General features: G+C 74.1%; 14 protein-coding genes. 10 read left to right on the forward strand and 4 right to left on the reverse strand.

What is annotated here, in order from left to right; translation table 11 throughout:
* Positions 1-14: 14 nt before the first annotated feature.
* Complete coding sequence (locus O2W18_RS16545) at positions 15-377, reverse strand: PH domain-containing protein (protein ID WP_269188544.1); 363 nt, start codon at positions 375-377, stop codon at positions 15-17.
* A gap of 45 nt (positions 378-422) precedes the next feature.
* Positions 423-1,250 carry a helix-turn-helix transcriptional regulator gene (locus O2W18_RS16550; protein WP_269188545.1) on the reverse strand — a complete coding sequence of 276 codons (828 nt, stop codon included), beginning with the start codon at positions 1,248-1,250 and terminating at the stop codon, positions 423-425.
* 124 nt (positions 1,251-1,374) lie between these two features.
* Between O2W18_RS16550 and O2W18_RS16555 the strand changes: the two genes are divergently transcribed.
* The 7 genes from O2W18_RS16555 (at position 1,375) to ilvC (ending at position 13,459) form a co-directional block, all read left to right on the forward strand.
* Positions 1,375-2,352, forward strand: coding sequence for a bile acid:sodium symporter family protein (locus tag O2W18_RS16555; RefSeq protein ID WP_269188546.1), 978 nt, complete (start codon positions 1,375-1,377; stop codon positions 2,350-2,352).
* Positions 2,353-2,365: 13 nt separating this feature from the next.
* On the forward strand, positions 2,366-4,135 hold the full coding sequence (ilvD, locus tag O2W18_RS16560; RefSeq protein ID WP_269188547.1) for a dihydroxy-acid dehydratase: 1,770 nt from the start codon (positions 2,366-2,368) through the stop codon (positions 4,133-4,135).
* Between the two features lie 87 nt (positions 4,136-4,222).
* A complete protein-coding gene (locus O2W18_RS16565; protein ID WP_269188548.1) occupies positions 4,223-6,859 on the forward strand; it encodes a putative bifunctional diguanylate cyclase/phosphodiesterase in 2,637 nt (878 codons plus the stop codon).
* On the forward strand, positions 6,856-9,630 hold the full coding sequence (locus tag O2W18_RS16570) for an EAL domain-containing protein (protein ID WP_269188549.1): 2,775 nt from the start codon (positions 6,856-6,858) through the stop codon (positions 9,628-9,630). Before O2W18_RS16565 ends, O2W18_RS16570 begins: the two co-directional genes overlap by 4 nt.
* Positions 9,631-9,879: 249 nt before the next feature.
* The gene (locus tag O2W18_RS16575; RefSeq protein ID WP_269188550.1) at positions 9,880-11,838 is read left to right on the forward strand and encodes an acetolactate synthase large subunit; all 1,959 of its coding nucleotides are present in this window, start codon (positions 9,880-9,882) and stop codon (positions 11,836-11,838) included.
* Between the two features lie 2 nt (positions 11,839-11,840).
* On the forward strand, positions 11,841-12,365 hold the full coding sequence (gene ilvN / locus O2W18_RS16580) for an acetolactate synthase small subunit (RefSeq protein WP_036340025.1): 525 nt from the start codon (positions 11,841-11,843) through the stop codon (positions 12,363-12,365).
* A 68-nt stretch (positions 12,366-12,433) separates the two neighbouring features.
* On the forward strand, positions 12,434-13,459 hold the full coding sequence (gene ilvC, locus O2W18_RS16585) for a ketol-acid reductoisomerase (RefSeq protein WP_269165330.1): 1,026 nt from the start codon (positions 12,434-12,436) through the stop codon (positions 13,457-13,459).
* An 84-nt stretch (positions 13,460-13,543) separates the two neighbouring features.
* Here the strand turns inward: ilvC and O2W18_RS16590 are convergent, their stop codons facing one another.
* Positions 13,544-14,656 carry a hypothetical protein gene (locus O2W18_RS16590; RefSeq protein WP_269188551.1) on the reverse strand — a complete coding sequence of 371 codons (1,113 nt, stop codon included), beginning with the start codon at positions 14,654-14,656 and terminating at the stop codon, positions 13,544-13,546.
* Between the two features lie 160 nt (positions 14,657-14,816).
* On the opposite strand from O2W18_RS16590, the gene serA reads away from it, so the two are divergent.
* From serA to cimA, 3 genes are all read left to right on the forward strand, one after another.
* Positions 14,817-16,418: a phosphoglycerate dehydrogenase gene (gene serA / locus O2W18_RS16595; protein WP_269188552.1), complete on the forward strand. Its 1,602-nt coding sequence runs from the start codon at positions 14,817-14,819 to the stop codon at positions 16,416-16,418.
* Between the two features lie 144 nt (positions 16,419-16,562).
* Positions 16,563-17,582, forward strand: coding sequence for a 3-isopropylmalate dehydrogenase (locus O2W18_RS16600; protein ID WP_269170889.1), 1,020 nt, complete (start codon positions 16,563-16,565; stop codon positions 17,580-17,582).
* 232 nt (positions 17,583-17,814) lie between these two features.
* Complete coding sequence (gene cimA / locus O2W18_RS16605) at positions 17,815-19,431, forward strand: citramalate synthase (RefSeq protein ID WP_269188553.1); 1,617 nt, start codon at positions 17,815-17,817, stop codon at positions 19,429-19,431.
* Positions 19,432-19,440: 9 nt separating this feature from the next.
* On the opposite strand, the gene O2W18_RS16610 is transcribed toward cimA, so the two are convergent.
* On the reverse strand, positions 19,441-20,247 hold the full coding sequence (locus O2W18_RS16610; RefSeq protein WP_269188554.1) for an IclR family transcriptional regulator domain-containing protein: 807 nt from the start codon (positions 20,245-20,247) through the stop codon (positions 19,441-19,443).
* Positions 20,248-20,294: the final 47 nt, after the last annotated feature.

Below are 20,294 nucleotides of genomic sequence, written 5' to 3' on the forward strand. Positions count from 1 at the left end.
TGCGCGGGGGCCGACTACAGGGCGGGGATGCGGCCGCCGGAGAGGGCGGCGAGGCGGGGCAGGTCGCGGGCGCGCAGCACCGGCAGCTGCACCTGGGTGCCGGCGGTCGTGACCAGCCACAGGTCGGCGCGCTCGCCGACCCGGACGCCGGCCAGGTCGTCCCAGGCGATGGTGCGGCGGGCGACCGGCGACCGCACGGTGATCCCGCCGTCCCCGACGTCGACGCCGACCCGGAGGACCCAGACGGCCAACGCCAGCGGCACCAGCAGCAGCAGGAACGCCCACGGGCTGGCGACGGTCACGGGCAGCACGCAGATGGTCAGGAAGAGGACGGGGACGAGGGAGATCCTGCTCATCCGCATCCGGGCGACAGCCACCCCCCGATGCTCCCAGATCGGGCACCCCGGCCGGCCGGGGACGCCTCAGCCGCGGCTCAGTCGGGCCAGCCGCGCGGCGCTGTCGGTGCCCGCGGCCGCCGTGTAGACGACCAGGTGCAGGTCGGGGGAGTCGGCCAGGGTGAGCTGGTGGTGCTCCAGCAGCAGGCTGCCCACCCGGGGGTGCTCGAAGCGGCGCTCGCTGGAGCTGAACGACTCGACGTCGTGGCTCGCCCAGCCGGCCCGGAAGTGCTCGCTCGCCTCCTGCAGCCGGGTGACCAGGTCGACGACGGCCGGGTCGTGCACCCGGCTGCCGACCTCGGCCCGGAACTGGGTGAGGAAGCGCCGGCTGTCGGTGGCCCAGTCGCCGAGCAGGCTCCGCACGGCGGGGTCGGTGAACACGACCCACAGCAGGTTCCGCTCGTCCTCCGGCGCCGTGGCCACCCCGGGGTACAGCCGCTCGTAGGCGGTGTTCCACCCGAGGATCGACCAGCTGTGGGTGAGGACGAAGGCGGGGGAGGGGCCCAGCGCGTCCAGCAGCCGCACGGCGTGCGCCGGCAGCTCCGCCGGACCGGGCTCGGCCGGCGCCGTCGCAGCGTGCCCGCTCAGCCGCAGCACGTACTGGTGCTCGGCCGGCGAGAGCTGCAGCGTCCGGGCGACGGCGTCCACCACCTGCCGGGACGGCGAGATGTCCCGGCCCTGCTCCAGCCACGTGTACCAGGTGTGGCTGACCCCGGACAGCAGGGCGACCTCCTCCCGGCGCAGCCCGGGGGCGCGCCGGGCGCCGTGCCCGGGCAGCCCGACCGAGGCCGGCGTCACCTGCCGCCGCCGGGACCGCAGGAAGGCCGCCAACTCGGTGCGCGGTGAGCCGGTCATGCGGTGCCTCCTCGGGACGGGCGTGGGTGGTGGTGCCAGTACCAGCATCGACGCTCTCCTTGTGCCCCCGTCGACCGGCCCGCACCCTGGGCCGGCGCACCGCTGCGCGCGAGGGGGGATCAGCGTGGACCGGGTCAAGGTCGTCAGTGCGTTCGTCGGGCGCTGGTTCGCCGTCATCGTCGTGCTCGCGGGTGCGCTGGCGCTGGCGGTCCCCGGGGCGTTCGCCGGCGGGACGGCGGCGGTTCCGTGGCTGCTCGCGGTGATCATGCTCGGGATGGGCATGACCCTGCGCCCGGTCGACTTCGCGATCGTGGCCCGCCGGCCCTGGGCGCTGCTGGCCGGGGTGACCACCCAGTTCGTCGTCATGCCGGGGCTGGCGTTCGGGATCGCCCAGGTGCTCGACCTGTCGCCGGCGCTGTCGGCCGGCATGGTGCTCGTCGGCTCGGCGCCGGGCGGCACCGCGTCGAACGTGATCGTCTACCTGGCCCGCGGTGACACGGCCCTGTCGGTGGCGATGACGTCGGTCTCCACCCTGCTGGCGCCGCTGCTCACGCCGCTGCTGGTGCTGTGGCTGGCCGGCCAGTACCTCCCGGTCGACGGCGCCGGGCTGTTCACCTCGATCCTGCAGATCGTGCTGGTGCCGGTCCTGCTCGGGCTGCTGCTGCGCCGGCTCGTCCCGCGGCTGATCGAGCGGCTGCTGGACCTCCTCCCGCTGATCTCGGTCGCCGGGATCGCCGCGGTGGTGGCGATCGTGGTCGCGGCGAGCGCGGACACCCTGCTGTCGGTGGGCCTGCTCGTCGTGGTGGCGGTCATCGTGCACAACCTGCTGGGCCTGGGGCTGGGGTACGCGGTGGCCCGCGCCTGCGGCTTCGACGAGCAGGGCCGGCGGGCGGTCAGCATCGAGGTCGGCATGCAGAACTCCGGCCTGGCCGCGGCGCTGGCCACCGCACACTTCTCCGCCGCGGCGGCGCTGCCCGCGGCGCTCTTCTCGGTCTGGCACAACGTCTCGGGCTCGCTGCTGGCCGGCCACTGGGCGCGCCGCAGCGCCGCAGCGGAGTCCGAACCCACCCTCCCGGCCGGTGCCCCCGGCCCCCGTCCCTGATCAGGAGCACGCCATGACGACCACCCAGCCCGCCGCCGGGTCCGCGGCCACCGGCCTACCATCGCCGGTCGTGACGACCGTCGAGGACCGCCCCACCACCAACGACCGCACCGTCGACGTCAAGCCGCGCAGCCGCGAGGTCACCGACGGGGACGCCAAGGCCCCGGCCCGGGCCATGCTCCGTGCAGTGGGCATGGGCGACGACGACTTCGCCAAGCCGCAGATCGGCGTCGCCTCGTCCTGGAACGAGATCACCCCCTGCAACCTGTCGCTGGACCGGCTGGCCAAGCGGGCCAAGGAGGGCGTGTTCGCCGCCGGCGGCTACCCGCTGGAGTTCGGCACGATCTCCGTCTCCGACGGCATCTCGATGGGCCACGAGGGGATGCGCGCCTCGCTGGTCTCCCGCGAGGTCATCGCCGACTCGGTCGAGACCGTGATGTTCGCCGAGCGCCTCGACGGGTCGGTGCTCCTGGCCGGCTGCGACAAGTCGCTGCCCGGCATGCTGATGGCCGCCGCCCGGCTCGACCTGGCCAGCGTGTTCGTCTACTCCGGCTCCACCCTGCCGGGGAAGCTCGGGGACAAGGACCTCACCCTGATCGACGTCTTCGAGGGCGTCGGCGCCTGCGCCGCCGGGAAGATCACCCGCGACGAGCTGACCGCCATCGAGAAGGCCGCCTGCCCGGGCATGGGCTCCTGCGGCGGCATGTACACCGCGAACACGATGGCCAGCGTGGCCGAGGCGCTGGGCATGGCCCTGCCCGGCAGCGCGGCGCCGCCCGCGCCCGACGCCCGCCGCGACGCCATCGCGATCGCCTCCGGCGAGGCCGTGGTGAACCTGCTCCGCAAGGGCATCACCGCCCGGCAGATCATGACCAAGGAGGCGTTCGAGAACGCCATCACCGTGGCCATGGCGCTGGGTGGCTCGACCAACGCCGTCCTGCACCTGATGGCGATCGCCCACGAGGCCGACGTCGACCTCACCCTCGACGACTTCAACCGCATCGGTGACCGCACGCCGCACCTGGCCGACGTGAAGCCCTTCGGCCGGTTCGTGATGACCGACGTCGACCGGATCGGCGGCGTCCCGGTGGTCATGCGTGCGCTGTTGGACGCCGGCCTGCTGCACGGCGACGTGCTGACCGTGACCGGCCGGACGCTGGCCGAGAACCTGGCCGAGCTCAGCCCGCCGGACCCCGACGGCGCGATCATCCGCGCGATGTCCGACCCGATCCACAAGACCGGCGGCCTCACCGTGCTGCGCGGATCGCTGGCACCGGAGGGCGCGGTGGTGAAGTCCGCCGGATTCGACGCCGACGTCTTCGAGGGCACCGCCCGGGTCTTCGACGGCGAGCAGGGTGCGATGGACGCCGTCACCGAGGGCACCCTGGCCAAGGACGACGTCGTGGTGATCCGCTACGAGGGCCCGCGCGGTGGCCCCGGCATGCGCGAGATGCTCGCCGTCACCGGTGCCATCAAGGGCGCCGGGCTGGGCAAGGACGTGCTGCTGCTCACCGACGGCCGCTTCTCCGGCGGCACCACCGGCCTGTGCGTCGGGCACATCGCGCCGGAGGCGGCCGACGGCGGCCCGATCGCCTTCGTCCGCGAGGGTGACCGGATCCGGCTGGACCTGGCCGCCCGCACGCTGGAGCTGCTGGTGGACGACGCCGAGCTGGCGCGCCGCCGGGAGGGCTGGGCGCCGCCGGCGCCGCGCTACACCCGCGGGGTGCTCGCCAAGTACGCGAAGCTGGTCGGCTCCGCGGCCCAGGGCGCGGTCTGCGGCTGACGTCCGCACCGGCCCGGCCCCGCCCGAACGGGTGAGGCCGGGCCGTCCGCACTGTTGCCGGCGCACTCCTGCGTCGACAGTCCTGAGGTGCAGCAGACGCGCCGGTGGCGGACCCGTGGGTGGCTGCTCGCCGTCCCGGTGCTCACCGGGGCCGCGGGCGGTGCCGCCCCGCTGGCTGCCGACCTCGTGCTGCTCGTCGCTGCGCTGGTCGCCGCCGGGCTGCTGTGGCGCGCGGGGGGCCGGAGGTCCGGCGGCCTGCGCGGCTGGCGCCTGCTCTCCCTGGCCGTGCTCCTCGGGCTGGGCACCAGCCTGCTCGACGGGCTGCTGACCGACCCACCGCCCGAGGGCCTGTTCGACGCCACCGGGCAGCTGGTCCAGCTTCCGGCGGCGCTGCTCGCGCTGGTCGCCGTGCTCACCCTGCTGTCCCCGGGGCGGCTGCGCCGCGGCGGTGCCCGGCTGGCCACCGAGACCGCCCTCTTCTTCTGCGCCTCCCTCGTGCTGGCCCAGGTGCTCGTGGTCGGACCGGCGATGCGGACCCAGCCCCTGGAGGGTGCGGACCGGGTCGTCCTGGAGGTCGCCTGCCTGGTGACCGCCTCGGTGCTGTCCGCCGTCCTCCTGCTCATCGCTGCGTCCCCCGGACCCCGGCGGGGCGCCGGCGCGCTGCTGCTGCTCGCCGCGGCGACCTGGGCCACCACACACGGCCTGGCGATCGCCGGGGAGGACCTGCACCTCGCCGCCCTGGGCGGCGCCGCACCCGCCGGTGAGCTCGTCAGCCTGCTGCTGCTGTGCCTGGCGGCGCTGCGCGACCCGGGCGCCCACGACGAGGCACCGCCGACCCGGGCCAGCGCCCGGCTCAACGTGGTCGGCCAGCTGCTCCCGCACCTGGTGACCGTGGCCGCCGGCGTGGCCTACCTGGGTGCGCCGCTGCTCGGTGCCGACCCGTCCCCGGCCGCCGCGGTCGCCCTGCTCAGCTGCCTGTCCCTCACCGCCGTCCACCGCGCCGCCGCCGCCCGGGACGAGCACCGGGTCGCCGCGCGGCTCCGGCGCAGCGAGGCCTACTTCCGCTCCCTGGTCCGCTCCAGCAGCGACGCGGTGCTCATCCTCGACGGTGACCTGCGGATCAGCTGGGTGGCTCCTGCGGTGGAGCCGGCCGGGGGCCCGGGCCTGCGGGGCCGGTTCCTGCCGGAGGTGGTGCACCCGGACGACGCGGTCGAGGTGGCCGCGTGGCTCGGGGAGGGGCCCGGTGGGGACGTCATCGGCCTGCGCAGCTTCCGCCTGGCCGACCGCACCGGCGCCTGGCGGGTCTTCGAGGCCGGGGTCACCGACCTGCGCGGGGACGCCGACGTCGCAGGACTCGTGCTGCACTGCCGCGACGTGACCGCCCGGCTCGACCGGGAGCTCGAGCTGCGCTCGCTGGCCTTCGTCGACCCGCTCACCGGCCTGCCGAACCGGGCGGCCCAGCGCCTGGCCCTGGCCGAGCTGCTGGCCGGCGAGGACGACGGACCGACCGACGCCGCGCTGCTGCTGGTCGAGCTGCACGGGCTGCGTGCGGCCCTGGAGAACGCCGGCAGCGAGGTCGCCGAGACGACGCTGACCGAGGTCGCCCGCCGGCTGCGCGCCACCGTGCGCGGCGAGGACCAGGTGGCCCGGATCGGCACCGAGCTGTTCAGCGTGCTGGCGCACGGGACCGGGGACGAGCTCGATCGGCTCGCCGCCCGCTGCCTGGCGGCGATCGAGGCGCCGATCGTGACCGATGCCGGGATCGTGGACCTGTCCGGTGCAGTCGGGCTGGTCCCGCTGGACCCGGGGCTGTCCGAGGGCCAGGCGGTCGACCGGGCCGAGCTCGCCGTCGTGGCCGCCCGGGCCGCCGGCAGCGGCTCGGTGCGCCGGTACCGGTCCGAGCTGTCCGCGGCCCGCGACCGCCGGGAGCAGCTGCGCGAGGACCTGGTGGGCGCCCGGGAGCGTGGCGAGCTGGCGCTCGCCTGGCAGCCGATCGTCGCCCTGGACGACCAGCGGGTCACCGGCGTCGAGGCGCTGCTGCGCTGGCAGCACCCGCTGTACGGGGAGGTGCCGCCGGAGGAGTTCCTGCCGGTCGCCGAGCGGGCCGGCCTGGTGGTCGACCTGCAGCGCTGGGTGCTCCGCGAGGCGACCGCCGCCGCGCTGACGCTGCCCCAGGGCGACGTGGCGCTGAAGCTGGCGGTCAACGTCTCGGCCGCCCACCTCGCGGCCGGCACGCTGGTCGGTGACGTGACGGCTGCCCTGCGGGACAGCGGCCTGCCGCCGGAGCGACTGGTCGTGGAGATCGCCGAGTCCAGCCTCGAGGTCGGTGCGCTCGCCGACGACGTGGCGGCGCTGCGGCTGATGGGCGTGCGCCTGGCCCTGGACGACTTCGGCAGCGGACGTTCCTCGCTCCCCGCCCTCGGCCGACTGCCGATCGACGTCATCAAGCTGGACCGCAGCCTGCTGTCCCGGGTCGACCGGGACCCGTACAGCCGGGCCGTCTGCCAGGCCGTGGTCTCGCTGGCCGAGACCCTGGGCATCGACGTCGTCGCCGAGGGCGTGGAGACGACCAGTCAGCTGGCGGCGTTGCGCACCCTCGGCTGCGGGTACGCCCAGGGCTTCCTGCTCGCCCGCCCGATCGGGCTGGCCGGGCTGGTGCAGCTGCTGGAGTCCGACACCGGGCGGCTGTGGCCCGGGGTGGCCGGCCGGGTGGGTGCACCGTGACCGCGCTGCCCGCTCCGTCGTCCGCCGTCCCGGCGCTGCCCGGCGTGCCGGTGGTGGCGCACTGGCCGCGGGCCACGGTGCTGTCCCTGCTCGGTGCGGTCGCCGGCGGCCTCGCCGTTGTGGAGACGCTCTGGCCCGCGGCCTCGGCGCACTCGGCGCCGGCGGTGCTCAGCGCAGCGTCGCTGGCCATCGGCGTGCTCGTGGTGCGGCACGCGAAGCGGCTGGACCGGGAGTCGGCGGCGCCCTGGCGGGCGTTCGCCGTGCTCGCGGCGCTGCTGACCCTGGGCGAGGCGATCGCCGCCGTCCGCGGGGCCGGGGTGAACGCGGTGACCGCCGGGCCGCAGGACGTCGCGCTGGTCGCCGCGGTCCCCTTCGCGCTGCTCGGTTGCGCCCGGCTGATCCGGTCGGCCGCCGTCGGGATCGGTGCGCGGGTGGCGCTGGACGCCGCCGTCGCCCTGATCGCCCTGTCCGCGCTGGCCGAGATGGTGATCGGCACGGCGCTGGGGCGCACGGCCGACTCCGTCGACGACCTCATGACGCGGGGCTACCCCGCCGCCGGCGTGGTGCTGTGCACCGTCGGGCTGGTCACCTTCGCCGGGGTGGGCCAGGCCCGCCGGGCCGCCGCCGGGTGGCTGCTGGCCTGCTTCGCCTCGGTGGCCGTGGTGACCGTGAGCGGGGCCATCGCCGTGGCCGGCCCCTCCATCGTCACCGACGTGGTCAGCGGCACGGCCTGGCTGGCCATGCTGGCCTTCGGCACCCTCGCCATCGCCGCCGACCCGGGGCGGTCCACCGACCCGGACGAGCTCCCCGAGGTGCCCCTGCTGGGCGTCGTCATCGGCTACTGCGCCGCCTTCGGCGTGGTCCTCCTCCTGCTGGTCGGCCGGATCGCCGGCCGGTCGATCCTGCCGGTGGAGGCAGCTGCCGCGGCCCTGCTGCTGCTGCTCACCTTCGCCCGCACCCTGGTGTGGGCGGCGGACGGTGCCCGGCTGACCAGGCAGGTGCTGCGCACCGAGGCCTACTTCCGGACGCTGGTGCACAGCGCCGCCGACATCGCCATCGTCCTGGACCACCGCGGTCGGATCACCTGGGACTCCACCGCGGGTCACCACCCGCACGGCTGGACGGCGCGGGACCTCGAGGGCCGGCAGTTGGTGGAGTTCGTCCACGCCGACGACCGGGCGGACCTGGTGGCGGCGCTCGCCGCGGGCGGCGACCCGGGGCAGGGCCGCGGGCGGGTCTTCCGGCTGCGGGGCAAGGACGGCACCTGGCGGCCGTACGAGACCGTGCGGGTGGTGCCCTCGAGGACGCTGGACGCGCTGCCGAGCGCGGCGCCGGGTGCCCTCGACGCCGCCGGCCTGGTGCTGCACCTGCGCGACGTCGACTCGCGCCGGCACAGCGAGCGCGAGCTGGAGCGGATGGCCTACACCGACTACCTCACCGGGCTGCCCAACCGCGCCCGGCTGATGGCCGCCCTGGCCGGCGCCCGGAGCCGGGCCGCAGAGGGCGAGGTCTCCTGCGTGCTGCTGCTGGACCTCGACGGCTTCAAGGCGGTCAACGACATCGCCGGGCACGAGGCCGGCGACCTGCTGCTGACCGAGGTCGCCGACCGGCTGCGCACGTCGGTCCGGGACCGCGACCTGGTCGGCCGGCTGGGCGGCGACGAGTTCGCCGTGCTCGTGCGGGCCGACCTGGACGAGGCCACGGCGCTGGCCGAGCGGATCATCGTCGAGTTGGCCGGCGTCCACCGCTCGGTGCCCACCCCGGGCGCCGACCCGGACCTGGTCTTCGACGTCTCCTGCAGCATCGGGGTGACCGAGCTGAACCCGGCCGACGAGGTCGCGGTGGCGATCCGGAACGCCGACCTGGCGCTGCGCGCGGCGAAGGCGGCCGGCAAGGGGCGCGTCCGCCGGCACGGCGAGACCGCCGACAGCGTGACCGTCCGGCGCACCCGGCTGGCCCGCGATCTGCCCGACGCGCTGTCCCGGGGGGAGCTGCGGCTGGTCTACCAACCGGTCGTCGGTGTCGCCGAGCGCCGGGTCCTGGGCCTGGAGGCGCTGGTCCGCTGGGACCACCCGGTGCTCGGCGAGGTGTCGCCGGAGGAGTTCGTGCCGCTGGCCGAGGACGACGGCCTGATCGTCCCGCTGCAGCGGTGGGTGCTGGAACAGGCCACCGCCGAGCTCGCCGGGCTGGTGCGCCAGGGGCGCGACCTGCGCATGGGGGTCAACATCAGCGTCCGGCACCTGCAGTCGGGCAGCCTCGTGCCCGACGTCGCCGCCGCCCTGGCCCGCGCCGGGCTGCCGGCGCAGCGGCTCATGCTGGAGGTGACCGAGTCGCTGTTCATCGGGCAGCCGGACCGGGCCGACGGTGACCTGCAGACGTTGCACGACATGGGCTGCGTCATCTCCCTCGACGACTTCGGCCGGGGGTACTCGACCTTCGCCTACCTGGCGCGGCTGCCGGTCGACGTGCTGAAGATGGACCGCGAGTTCCTCGCCGGCATCGCCGACGACGCACGCAGCGCCGCCCTGGTGCACAGCGTGATCGAGCTCGGGAAGCGGCTGTCCATCGACGTCGTAGCCGAGGGCGTGGAGACCCCGGGGCAGCTGGCGGCGCTGCGGGACCTCGGCTGCCAGTACCTGCAGGGCTTCCTGCTGGGCCGCCCGACCAGCCCGGCGGAGCTGCCGGCGGTCATCGACTCGTTCGACCCGGACCTGCTCGACGTCGACTCCCGGCAGGCGCCGTCGGCGGTCGGTGTCCCAGGAACCGCGTAGTCGTTTCCCACGAAGTGGGACGGTGTGGTTGACGGCGCGCTCCTGCGGGGCGCACAGTGTCCTCGTGCCACGCACTCGTCTGCTCGTAGCGATCCGCTAGCGCGCCGGTCCCTCCCGACCGACGCGCCGCCCCTCCGTGCCATCCGGCACGAGGGGTTTTTTGTTGGCCGGGCAACGCCTGGCCGACTCCCCGCCCACCGACAGGCGTCCGCCGCAGCACCCCACCCCGCGCCCAGGGAGACCGTCGAGATGAGCACCACCAGCACCGGCCGCACCGCCGCGGCCCACCCCTCGTCCGCAGCCGGTCCCGCGGCCGGCCCGGCTCCGGGCGCCGGCCCCGCCCCGGCCACGGCCGTCGTCCCCAGCGAGGCCGCCGCCCAGGCGACCCTCGGGGTGGAGACGACCGCCCGGTCGATGGCCGAGGCGGCCGCCGAGCCGGTCTCCGGCATCAGCGGGGCGCAGAGCCTGGTCCGGTCGCTGGAGGCGGTCGGTGTCGAGGTGGTCTTCGGCATCCCGGGCGGGGCGATCCTGCCGGCCTACGACCCGCTGTTCGACTCCGCGCTGCGGCACGTGCTGGTCCGGCACGAGCAGGGCGCCGGGCACGCCGCCACCGGGTACGCCCAGGCGACCGGCCGAGTGGGGGTCTGCATGGCCACCTCCGGGCCGGGTGCCACGAACCTGGTCACCCCGCTGGCGGACGCCTACATGGACTCGGTGCCGATGGTCGCGATCACCGGGCAGGTGCCGACCGCCGCCATCGGCACGGACGCCTTCCAGGAGGCCGACATCCGAGGCATCACCATGCCGGTGACCAAGCACAACTTCCTGGTCACCGACGCCGCGGAGATCCCGCAGAGGATCGCCGAGGCCTTCCACCTGGCGAGCACCGGGCGCCCCGGGCCGGTGCTGGTCGACATCCCCAAGGACGTCCTGCAGGCCACCACCGACTTCAGCTGGCCGCCGCGGATCGACCTGCCCGGCTACAAGCCGACCACCCGTCCGCACGGCAAGCAGGTGCGCGAGGCCGCGGCGCTCATCGCCGCCGCCCGCCAGCCGGTGCTCTACGTCGGGGGCGGCGTCCTGAAGGCCGGCGCCGCCGAGGAGCTGGCCGAGCTGGCCGAGCTGACCGGCGCCCCGGTGGTCACCACGCTCATGGCCCGGGGCGCCTTCCCGGACAGCCACCGGCAGAACCTGGGCATGCCGGGCATGCACGGGAACGTCACCGCGGTCACCGCGCTGCAGAAGGCCGACCTGCTGGTCGCGCTGGGCGCGCGCTTCGACGACCGGGTGACCGGCGAGCTGTCGAGCTTCGCGCCGAACGCCGCCGTCATCCACGCCGACATCGACCCGGCCGAGATCGGCAAGAACCGCAAGGCCGACGTGCCGATCGTGGGGGACGCCAAGGCCACGATCGTCGAGCTGGTCTCCGCCCTGCGCGCCGAGCACGAGGCGGGCCGGACCCCGGACCTGGACGCCTGGTGGGAGCAGTTGGAGGACTGGCGCACCCGTTACCCGCTGGGCTACGACTGGCCCGAGGACGGGATGCTCTCCCCGCAGTACGTGATCGAGCGGCTGGGTGCGATCGCCGGCCCGGACGCCATCTACGCCTCCGGGGTCGGGCAGCACCAGATGTGGGCCGCCCAGTTCATCTCCTACGAGAAGCCGGGCACCTGGCTCAACAGCGGTGGGCTGGGCACGATGGGCTACGCCGTGCCGGCCGCCATGGGCGCCAAGTACGGCATGCCCGGCACCACGGTGTGGGCGATCGACGGCGACGGCTGCTTCCAGATGACCAACCAGGAGCTGGCCACCTGCGCGATCGAGGGCATCCCGATCAAGGTCGCCGTCATCAACAACGGCAACCTGGGCATGGTCCGGCAGTGGCAGACCCTGTTCTACGAGGGCCGCTACTCCAACACCCACCTGAACACCCACGGCGGCAAGGAGGGGACGGCCCGGCAGGTCCGCATCCCCGACTTCGTGACCCTCGCCGAGGCGCTGGGCTGCGTGGGTCTGCGCTGCGAGTCCAAGGACGACGTCGACGCGGTGATCGAGAAGGCCATGGCGATCAACGATGCCCCGGTCGTCATCGACTTCATCGTCGGCTCCGACGCCCAGGTGTGGCCGATGGTCGCGGCCGGGGCCAGCAACGACGAGATCCTGGCCGCGCGCGACGTGCGCCCGGTCTTCGGAGAGGGACAGGTGTAGGGATGACGCGTCACACGCTCTCGGTCCTGGTGGAGAACAAGTCCGGCGTCCTGGCCCGGGTCTCGGCGCTCTTCAGCCGGCGCGGGTTCAACATCGAGTCCCTCGCCGTGGGGCCGACGGAGAACCCGGACCTGTCCCGGATGACGATCGTGGCCGACGCCGAGGCGCAGCCGCTGGAGCAGATCACCAAGCAGCTGAACAAGCTGATCGAGGTGATCAAGATCGTCGAGCTGGACACCGCCGCGGTGCAGCGCGAGCTGCTGCTGGTCAAGGTGCGTGCACCGCTGGCCGACCGTGCCCAGGTGCTGCAGACCGCCGAGCTCTTCCGGGCCCGGGTGATCGACGTCAACACCGACACCGTCACCCTCGAGGCGACCGGCACGCCAGACAAGCTGCAGGCGCTGCTGGCCGTCCTCGCACCGCTCGGCATCAAGGAGATGGCCCAGTCCGGCACCGTCGCCCTGGGCCGCGGACCGCGGTCGATGAGCGGCGCCGGTACCTTGCGCCCGGTCGAGCGCTCCGCTTAGCAGCCCACGCACTCCCCGCCAAAATGGCCATTTTGGCGGTCCACCACCCGAAGGGAAACCCACACCGCATGGCCGCCGAGATCTTCTACGACGACGACGCCGACCTCTCGATCATCCAGGGGCGCACCGTCGCCGTCCTGGGCTACGGCAGCCAGGGTCACGCCCACGCGCTGTCGCTGCGCGACTCCGGCGTCGACGTCCGGGTCGGCCTGCCCGAGGGCTCCAAGAGCCGGGCCAAGGCCGAGGCCGAGGGCCTGCGCGTGGTCACCCCCGCCGAGGCGTCCGCCGAGGCCGACCTGATCATGATCCTCGCCCCGGACCACGTGCAGCGGACGCTGTACGCCGAGTCGGTCGAGCCCAACCTGCAGGACGGCGACGCGCTGTTCTTCGGCCACGGCTTCAACATCCGCTTCGGCTACATCAAGCCCCCGGCCGGCGTCGACGTCGCCATGGTCGCCCCCAAGGGCCCCGGGCACCTGGTCCGCCGCGAGTTCAGCGACGGCAAGGGCGTGCCCTGCCTCATCGCCGTCGAGCAGGACGCCAGCGGCAGCGCCCAGGCCCTCGCGCTCTCCTACGCCAAGGGGATCGGCGGCACCCGCGCCGGCGTCATCAAGACGACGTTCGCCGAGGAGACCGAGACCGACCTGTTCGGCGAGCAGGCCGTGCTCTGCGGCGGCATGTCCGCGCTGGTTGCGGCCGGGTTCGAGACCCTCACCGAGGCCGGCTACCAGCCTGAGATCGCCTACTTCGAGTGCCTGCACGAGCTCAAGCTGATCGTCGACCTCATGTACGAGGGCGGCATCGCCAAGCAGCGCTGGTCGGTCAGCGACACCGCCGAGTACGGCGACTACACCTCCGGCCCGAAGGTGGTCGACGCTCGCGTCAAGGAGTCGATGAAGGAGGTCCTCGCCGCGATCAAGGACGGCTCATGGGCGGCTGCCTTCATCGCCGACCAGGACGCCGGGGCGCCGGACTTCACGGCCAAGCGCGCCGCGGCCGAGGCGCACCCGATCGAGGAGACCGGTCGCAAGCTCCGTGGCCTGATGAGCTGGGTCAGCGCCAGCGACGACTACACCGGCACCGCCGCCCGCTGAGGCAACACCCCGCTCCGGCGGGGTGAGACGACACGGCCCCCGCAGCGTCTGCTGCGGGGGCCGTGTCGCACTGCGGGGGAGGGGTCAGCGGCTGGCTGCGCGCTGGGCCCGGCGGGCGGCGAAGTAGCGGCTGGCCGGCTTGAGGCAGACCAGCAGGACCGTCGACACGGCGGCGGCGACCAGCAACAGGGAGAACAGGATGCCGCCCGGGGCGCCGTCGCCGAGGCTGCCGAGCAGCGTCAGGCCGGTGAACGCGATGGCGATCGACCCGCCGATGATCAGGAGCACCCGGCTGCGGCCGGTCAGCGCCCACACCGAGCCCCAGATCATCAGCACCGTCCACAGGACCGTGATCAGCCCGAAGGCCAGCGCGATCCCGCCCACGGCGCCGAGCCCGCCGCCGACGCCGGGGACGAGCTCCTCCTCGAAGCCCTCGAAGCCCTCGGCGCCGGCGAGGGCCGCCGCACCGAAGACGATCAGGAAGAAGCCGACCAGGACACCGAAGGCGGCCAGCACGAAGCCCAGGACGGCCGCGGTGATCACCCCGCCGGGGCGGGCGGTCGCCGGGGACTCCCCGTAGCCGTACTGCCCGTAGGACTGTCCCTGCTGGCCGTACGGGTCGGGCTGGCCGTACTGCTGCTGGCCGTAGGGGCCGTACTGGCCGTACGCCTGCTGGCCGTACTGGCCCTGCGCGTGCGTGCCCTGGTCGTAGCCCGCCTGCCCGTACTGGCCCTGCCCGTACTGGCCCTGCCCGTACTGAGGCTGGCCGTAGGGGTCCTGGCCGTACTGGGGCTGGCCGTACTGGGGCCGGCCGTACGGGCCCTGCCCGTACTGGGGCTGGCCGTAGGGGTCCTGGCCGTACTGGGGCTGGCCGTAGGGGTCCTGGCCGTACTGGGGCTGGCCGTAGTGAGGCTGGTCGTAGTGAGGCTGGCCGTGCTGTCCCTGCCCGTACTGCCCCTGCCCGTGCTGCGGTCCTCCGTACTCGGGCTGGCCGGACGGGTCCTGGCCGTGCTGGGGCTGGCCGTAGGCCTCGTGCCCGTACTGGGGCTGGCCCGGCTGCTCCCCGGTCTCGGAGCTCTGACCGAAGGCGGTGGAGCCGGTGGACCCGGGAGCCGGGGGCTGCGCTCCGTCCTCCGGCTGCTGGCCCAACGGGGCCGTCTCGTGACGGCCCTGGGCGTCGTCCCGGTCGCTGCTCATGATCTCCTCCGACGAGGCCGGTGGCACCGGCGCTTCGCCGCCAGCTTGGCGGTGCCGGCAGGGTCGGGCAAGCACGGGGGTCCACCCGCCGTGTCCACCCAGTGGGACCGGTGGACACCGGCGCGTGACGGGGTCGGCGGCGTCCCTACGCTGTGGAGCCGTGACCACGACCACGCCCGTCGTCCTGATCGCCGAAGAGCTCGCCCCCAGCGTGTTGGAGGTGCTCGGAGGTGACGTCGAGATCCGGCACGTCGACGGCGCCGACCGGGGCGCTCTGCTGCCCGCGCTGGCCGATGCGTCGGCCGTGCTGATCCGGTCGGCCACCCAGATCGACGCCGAGGCGCTCGCAGCGGCGCCGCAGCTCAAGGTCGTGGCGCGGGCCGGGATCGGCCTGGACAACGTCGACGTCGCCGCGGCCACCGAACGCGGTGTGCTGGTCGTCAACGCGCCCACCTCCAACATCGTCAGCGCCGCCGAGCACGCCGTCGCTCTGCTGCTGGCCGCTGCCCGGCACATCCCGGCCGCCGACGCCTCGTTGCGCGAGGGGAAGTGGGCCCGGTCGAAGTTCACCGGCGTGGAGGTCACCGAGAAGACCGTCGGCGTCGTCGGGCTGGGCCGGATCGGGGTGCTGGTCGCCCAGCGGCTGGCCGCCTTCGGCGTCACCTTGATCGCCTACGACCCCTACATCCAGCCCGGCCGGGCCGCCCAGCTCGGCGTCCGCCTGGTGTCCCTGGACGAGCTGCTGCGTGAGTCGGACTTCATCACCGTCCACCTGCCCAAGACCCCCGAGACCCTCGGCCTCATCGGTGCCGACCAGCTCGCCGCCACCAAGCGGGGCGTGATCATCGTCAACGCCGCCCGCGGGGGGCTGGTCGACGAGGCCGCCCTGGCCGAGGCGCTGCAGTCCGGCCAGGTGGGTGCCGCCGGCATCGACGTCTACGCCAAGGAGCCCTGCACCGACAGCCCACTGTTCGGGCTGCCGAACGTGGTCGTGACCCCGCACCTGGGCGCCTCCACCACCGAGGCGCAGGACAAGGCCGGCACCGCCGTCGCGCGCAGCGTGCGCCTGGCGCTGCAGGGCGACTTCGTGCCCGACGCGGTGAACGTCCAGGCCGGCGGCATCGTCGCCGAGGACGTCCGCCCCGGCCTGCCGCTGGCCGAGAAGCTCGGCCGGGTGTTCACCGCGGTCGCCGGTGGGCTCGCCCAGTCGGTGAACGTCGAGGTGCAGGGCAAGATCGCCGAGTTCGACGTCTCCGTGGTGCAGCTCGCGGTGCTCCGCGGGGTCTTCTCCGACGTCGTCGAGGAGCCGGTCACCTACGTCAACGCCCCGCTCCTCGCCGACCAGCGGGGCCTGGACGTCACGCTGTCCAGCAGCACGGAGAGCCCGCACTACCGCAACCTGATCACCGTGCGGGGGGCGATGGCCGACGGCGCCGAGGTGACCGTCTCCGGCACCCTCTACGGCAAGAACCAGGTGCCCAAGCTGACCGAGGTCGGTGGCTTCGAGATCGACCTCGCCGCCGACGGCTACCTGCTGTTCTTCGTCTACGCCGACCGGCCCGGGGTCGTCGGCACGGTGGGAGCCGCCCTCGGGGAGGCCGGGGTCAACATCGCCGGAGCGCAGGTCAGCCGCACCACCCAGGGCGGTGAGGCGCTGATGGCCGTGACCGTCGACAGCCCGGTCAGCGGGGAGCTGCTGGCCGACATCGGCCAGCGGATCGGCGCCCGACAGGTCCGGGCCGCCGACCTCAACCCGAGCTGACCCACCCCGCACCCAGCGCGACCACCGGCTGCGCCGTCCCACGAGGACGGCGCGGCCTCGTGGTCCCCGGTGCGATCCGGCGATCCGGCGGGTGCAGGTGGCGGGTGTGAGGCCGGGGCCGGGCGCCCACTAACCTCTGGCCTCATGCGCCTGGCAGTGGTACCCGGAGACGGCATCGGTCCCGAGGTGGTGGCCGAGGGCCTCAAGGTCCTGGGCGCGGTCGCCCCGGACATCGAGAGCACCCCCTACGACCTGGGGGCCGCCCGCTGGCACCGCACCGGTGAGCTGCTGCCGGACTCGGTGCTGGAGGAGCTGCGCCAGCACGACGCGATCCTGCTCGGTGCCGTCGGTGACCCGGGTGTGCCCAGCGGCATCCTGGAGCGCGGGCTGCTGCTCAAGCTGCGCTTCGAGCTCGACCACCACGTCAACCTCCGCCCGGCCCGGCTGTTCGACGGCGTGCGCAGCCCGCTCGCCGAGCCCGGCGAGATCGACATGCTCTGCGTGCGCGAGGGCACCGAGGGGCCCTACGTCGGCAACGGCGGCGTGCTTCGGCGGGACACCCCGCACGAGGTCGCCACCGAGGTGAGCCTGAACACCGCCTTCGGCGTGGAGCGCGTCGTCCGGTACGCCTTCGAGCGGGCGGTCGCGCGGCCGCGCAAGCACCTCACGCTGATCCACAAGACCAACGTGCTCACCCACGCCGGCTCGCTGTGGTCCCGCACCGTCGAGGAGCTCTCCGCCGAGTTCCCCGAGGTCAGCGTGGCCTACCAGCACGTCGACGCCGCGGCGATGTTCTTCATCACCGACCCCGGCCGCTACGACGTCATCGTCACCGACAACCTCTTCGGCGACATCGTCACCGACGTGGCCGCCGCCGTCACCGGGGGGATCGGGCTGGCCGCCAGTGGCAACCTGGACGTCTCGGGGACCAACCCGAGCATGTTCGAGCCGGTGCACGGCTCCGCGCCGGACATCGCCGGGCAGGGCATCGCCGACCCGACGGCGACCGTGCTGTCGGTCGGGCTGCTGCTGGAGCACCTGGGCCGGCCCGAGCTGGCGAAGAAGGTCAACGCGGCGGTCGCCTTCGACCTCTCCACCCGGGACCCCAAGGCGCCGATCCGCACCACCGAGATCGGCGACCGACTGGCCGCACTGTCCGGCTGACGACCCGGCGGGGCGCGGCCTGCTCGCTGCGCCCCGCCGGACGTCCGTCCCGCACAGTGGACGGCCCGTTCCGAGATCCGAGTTCGGCGTGCTCTACTGGTGGTGATGGACGCCACCCGCACGATCATCATCAGCTAGCGCGCAGTCACCTCCCCGGACTGCGCGCAACCTCCCGTACCCCGGGAGGTTTTTTCGTGTCTGGGCCCAGTACCGAACCGACCCGGGAGACACCGTGGCCACGCACCCCGCCACCGAGCTCGACCTCGACCCGACCGACTTCCACGTCTTCGACACGACCCTGCGCGACGGCGCCCAGCGCGAGGGCGTGAGCTGGTCCGTCGCGGACAAGCTCGCCGTCGCGCGGCTGCTCGACGAGATCGGGGTCGGCTTCATCGAGGGCGGCTGGCCGGGCGCGCTGCCCAAGGACACCGAGTTCTTCGCCCGTGCCCGCACCGAGCTGGACCTCCGGCACGCGCAGCTGGTGGCCTTCGGCGCCACCCGCAAGGTCGGCGTCCGGGTCGAGGACGACCCCCAGGTACGCGCGCTGCTGGACGCGCAGACCCCGGTGGTGTGCCTGGTGGCCAAGTCCGACGTGCGGCACGTGCGCGAGGCGCTGCGCACCACGCCCGAGGAGAACCTGGCGATGGTCGCGGACACCGTCGCCTTCCTGGTCACGCACGGACGGCGGGTGTTCGTCGACTGCGAGCACTTCTTCGACGGCTACGCCGCCGACCCGGACCACGGCGTCGCCGTGCTGCAGGCCGCCTTCGCCGCCGGCGCCGAGGTGGGCGTGCTGTGCGACACCAACGGCGGGATGCTGCCGATGGGCGTGGGCCGGGTGGTCGCCGACGTCCGTGCGCGGACCACCGGGAAGCTCGGCATCCACTGCCAGGACGACACCGGGTGCGCGGTCGCCAACAGCCTGGCCGCCGTCGAGGCCGGCGTGACCCACGTCCAGGGCACCGCCAACGGCTACGGCGAGCGGGCCGGCAACGCCGACACGTTCGCCCTCATCGGCAACCTGGTCACCAAGATGGGGCTGCCGGTGGTGCCGGCCGAGTGCCTGCCCGAGCTGAAGCGGGTCAGCCACGCCATCGCGGAGCTGGCCAACATCGCCCCGGACGACCACCAGCCGTTCGTCGGCGCCTCGGCGTTCGCGCACAAGGCCGGCCTGCACGCCAGCGCCATCAAGGTCCGCCCGGAGCTGTACAACCACCTGGACCCGGCCGTCGTCGGCAACGACATGCGCATCCTGGTCACCGAGATGGCCGGGCGGGCCTCGATCGAGCTCAAGGGGCGCGAGCTGGGGGTGGACCTGGCCGGCCAGGCCGACGCCATCGGCCGGGTGGTCGACCAGGTCAAGGTGCTGGAGGCCGACGGGTGGTCCTTCGAGGCCGCCGACGCCTCCTTCGAGCTGCTGCTGCGCGCCGAGCTGCCCGGGGCCCCGGCGCCGCTGTTCGAGCTGGAGAGCTACCGGACCTCCGTCGAGCACTGGGGGAACGGGGTGGTCGTCAGCGAGGCCACCGTCAAGGTGCACGTTCCGAAGGAGGACGGGACGACGGAGCGGGTGATCAGCACCGGCGAGGGCAACGGCCCGGTCAACGCGCTGGACAACGCGCTGCGGCAGGCCCTGGTCAGCCGGTACCCGCACCTCGCCGACGTCTCGCTGGCCGACTACAAGGTGCGCATCCTGGGCTGGAACGGCGGCACGAGCGCCACCACCCGGGTGCTCGTCGACAGCACCGACGGGGTGGGGGAGTGGACCACCGTCGGGGTGCACGACAACATCGTCGAGGCCTCCTGGCACGCCCTGGTCGACGCCTTCACCTACGCGGTGCGGCGCCGCTGAGGGAAGCGGTCAGCCGGGGCTGCGGCGCAGGTCCAGCTCGATCTCCCGGGCGGCGGCCTGCAGCGCGGGCAACAGGTCGTCGCGGACCGCGTCCGGGGTGCTGTGCCGCGCGGAGGCGGAGATGTTCATCGCCGCGAGCACGGCGCCGTCGCCGTCCCGCACCGGCACCGCGATCGAGCGCAGCCCCTCCTCGAGCTCCTGGTCCACCAGCGCCCAGCCCTGGTCACGGGCCTCGGCCAGCGCTCGGCGCAGCCGGTCGGGGTCGGTGACGGTGAACCGGGTCAGCGCGGTCAGCTGTGCGGTCTGCAGGTAGCGCTGGCGGTCGGCCTCCGGCTGGGCGGCCAGCAGAACCCGGCCCATCGACGTCGCGTGAGCCGGGAACCGGGTGCCCACGTTGATGGCGACGGTCATGATCCGCTTGGTCGGCACCCGGGCGACGTAGACGATCTCGTCGCCGTCCAGCACCGACAGCGAGCACGACTCGTGCACCTCGGCGGCCAGCTGCTCCATGTGCGGGCGGGCGACCTCGGGCAGGGACAGCCCGGACAGGTAGGCGTAGCCCAGCTCCAGCACCCGCGGACGCAGCTCGAACAGTCGGCCGGCGGAGCGGACGTACCCCAGCTCGACCAGGGTGAGCAGGAACCGGCGGGCAGCCGCCCGGGTGAGCCCGGTCTCCCGGGCGACCTCGCTGAGGGTCAGCTGGGTGTGCTCGGCGTCGAACGCCCGGATGACGGCGAGTCCGCGCGCCAGGGACTGGACGAAGGCCTCCGGTCGCTCGCTGCCGCCCTCGTCGCCGGCGGGTGCCATCGCGTCCATCGAACTCCTCCCGGGCGGCTGCCTCGGCGCCCGATCACGGTTCCAGC

The sequence above is a fragment of the Modestobacter sp. VKM Ac-2983 genome (genome assembly GCF_026967885.1).
GTDB lineage: Bacteria > Actinomycetota > Actinomycetes > Mycobacteriales > Geodermatophilaceae > Modestobacter.

What these genes read in the sequence shown, in the direction of transcription:
- O2W18_RS16550 (WP_269188545.1), bottom strand. Translation starts at nt 1,250, where the DNA reads ATGACCGGCTCACCGCGCACCGAGTTGGCGGCCTTCCTGCGGTCCCGG.
- ilvD (WP_269188547.1), top strand. Translation starts at nt 2,366, where the DNA reads ATGACGACCACCCAGCCCGCCGCCGGGTCCGCGGCCACCGGCCTACCA.
- O2W18_RS16575 (WP_269188550.1), top strand. Translation starts at nt 9,880, where the DNA reads ATGAGCACCACCAGCACCGGCCGCACCGCCGCGGCCCACCCCTCGTCC.
- ilvN (WP_036340025.1), top strand. Translation starts at nt 11,841, where the DNA reads ATGACGCGTCACACGCTCTCGGTCCTGGTGGAGAACAAGTCCGGCGTC.
- ilvC (WP_269165330.1), top strand. Translation starts at nt 12,434, where the DNA reads ATGGCCGCCGAGATCTTCTACGACGACGACGCCGACCTCTCGATCATC.
- O2W18_RS16590 (WP_269188551.1), bottom strand. Translation starts at nt 14,656, where the DNA reads ATGAGCAGCGACCGGGACGACGCCCAGGGCCGTCACGAGACGGCCCCG.
- O2W18_RS16600 (WP_269170889.1), top strand. Translation starts at nt 16,563, where the DNA reads ATGCGCCTGGCAGTGGTACCCGGAGACGGCATCGGTCCCGAGGTGGTG.
- O2W18_RS16610 (WP_269188554.1), bottom strand. Translation starts at nt 20,247, where the DNA reads ATGGACGCGATGGCACCCGCCGGCGACGAGGGCGGCAGCGAGCGACCG.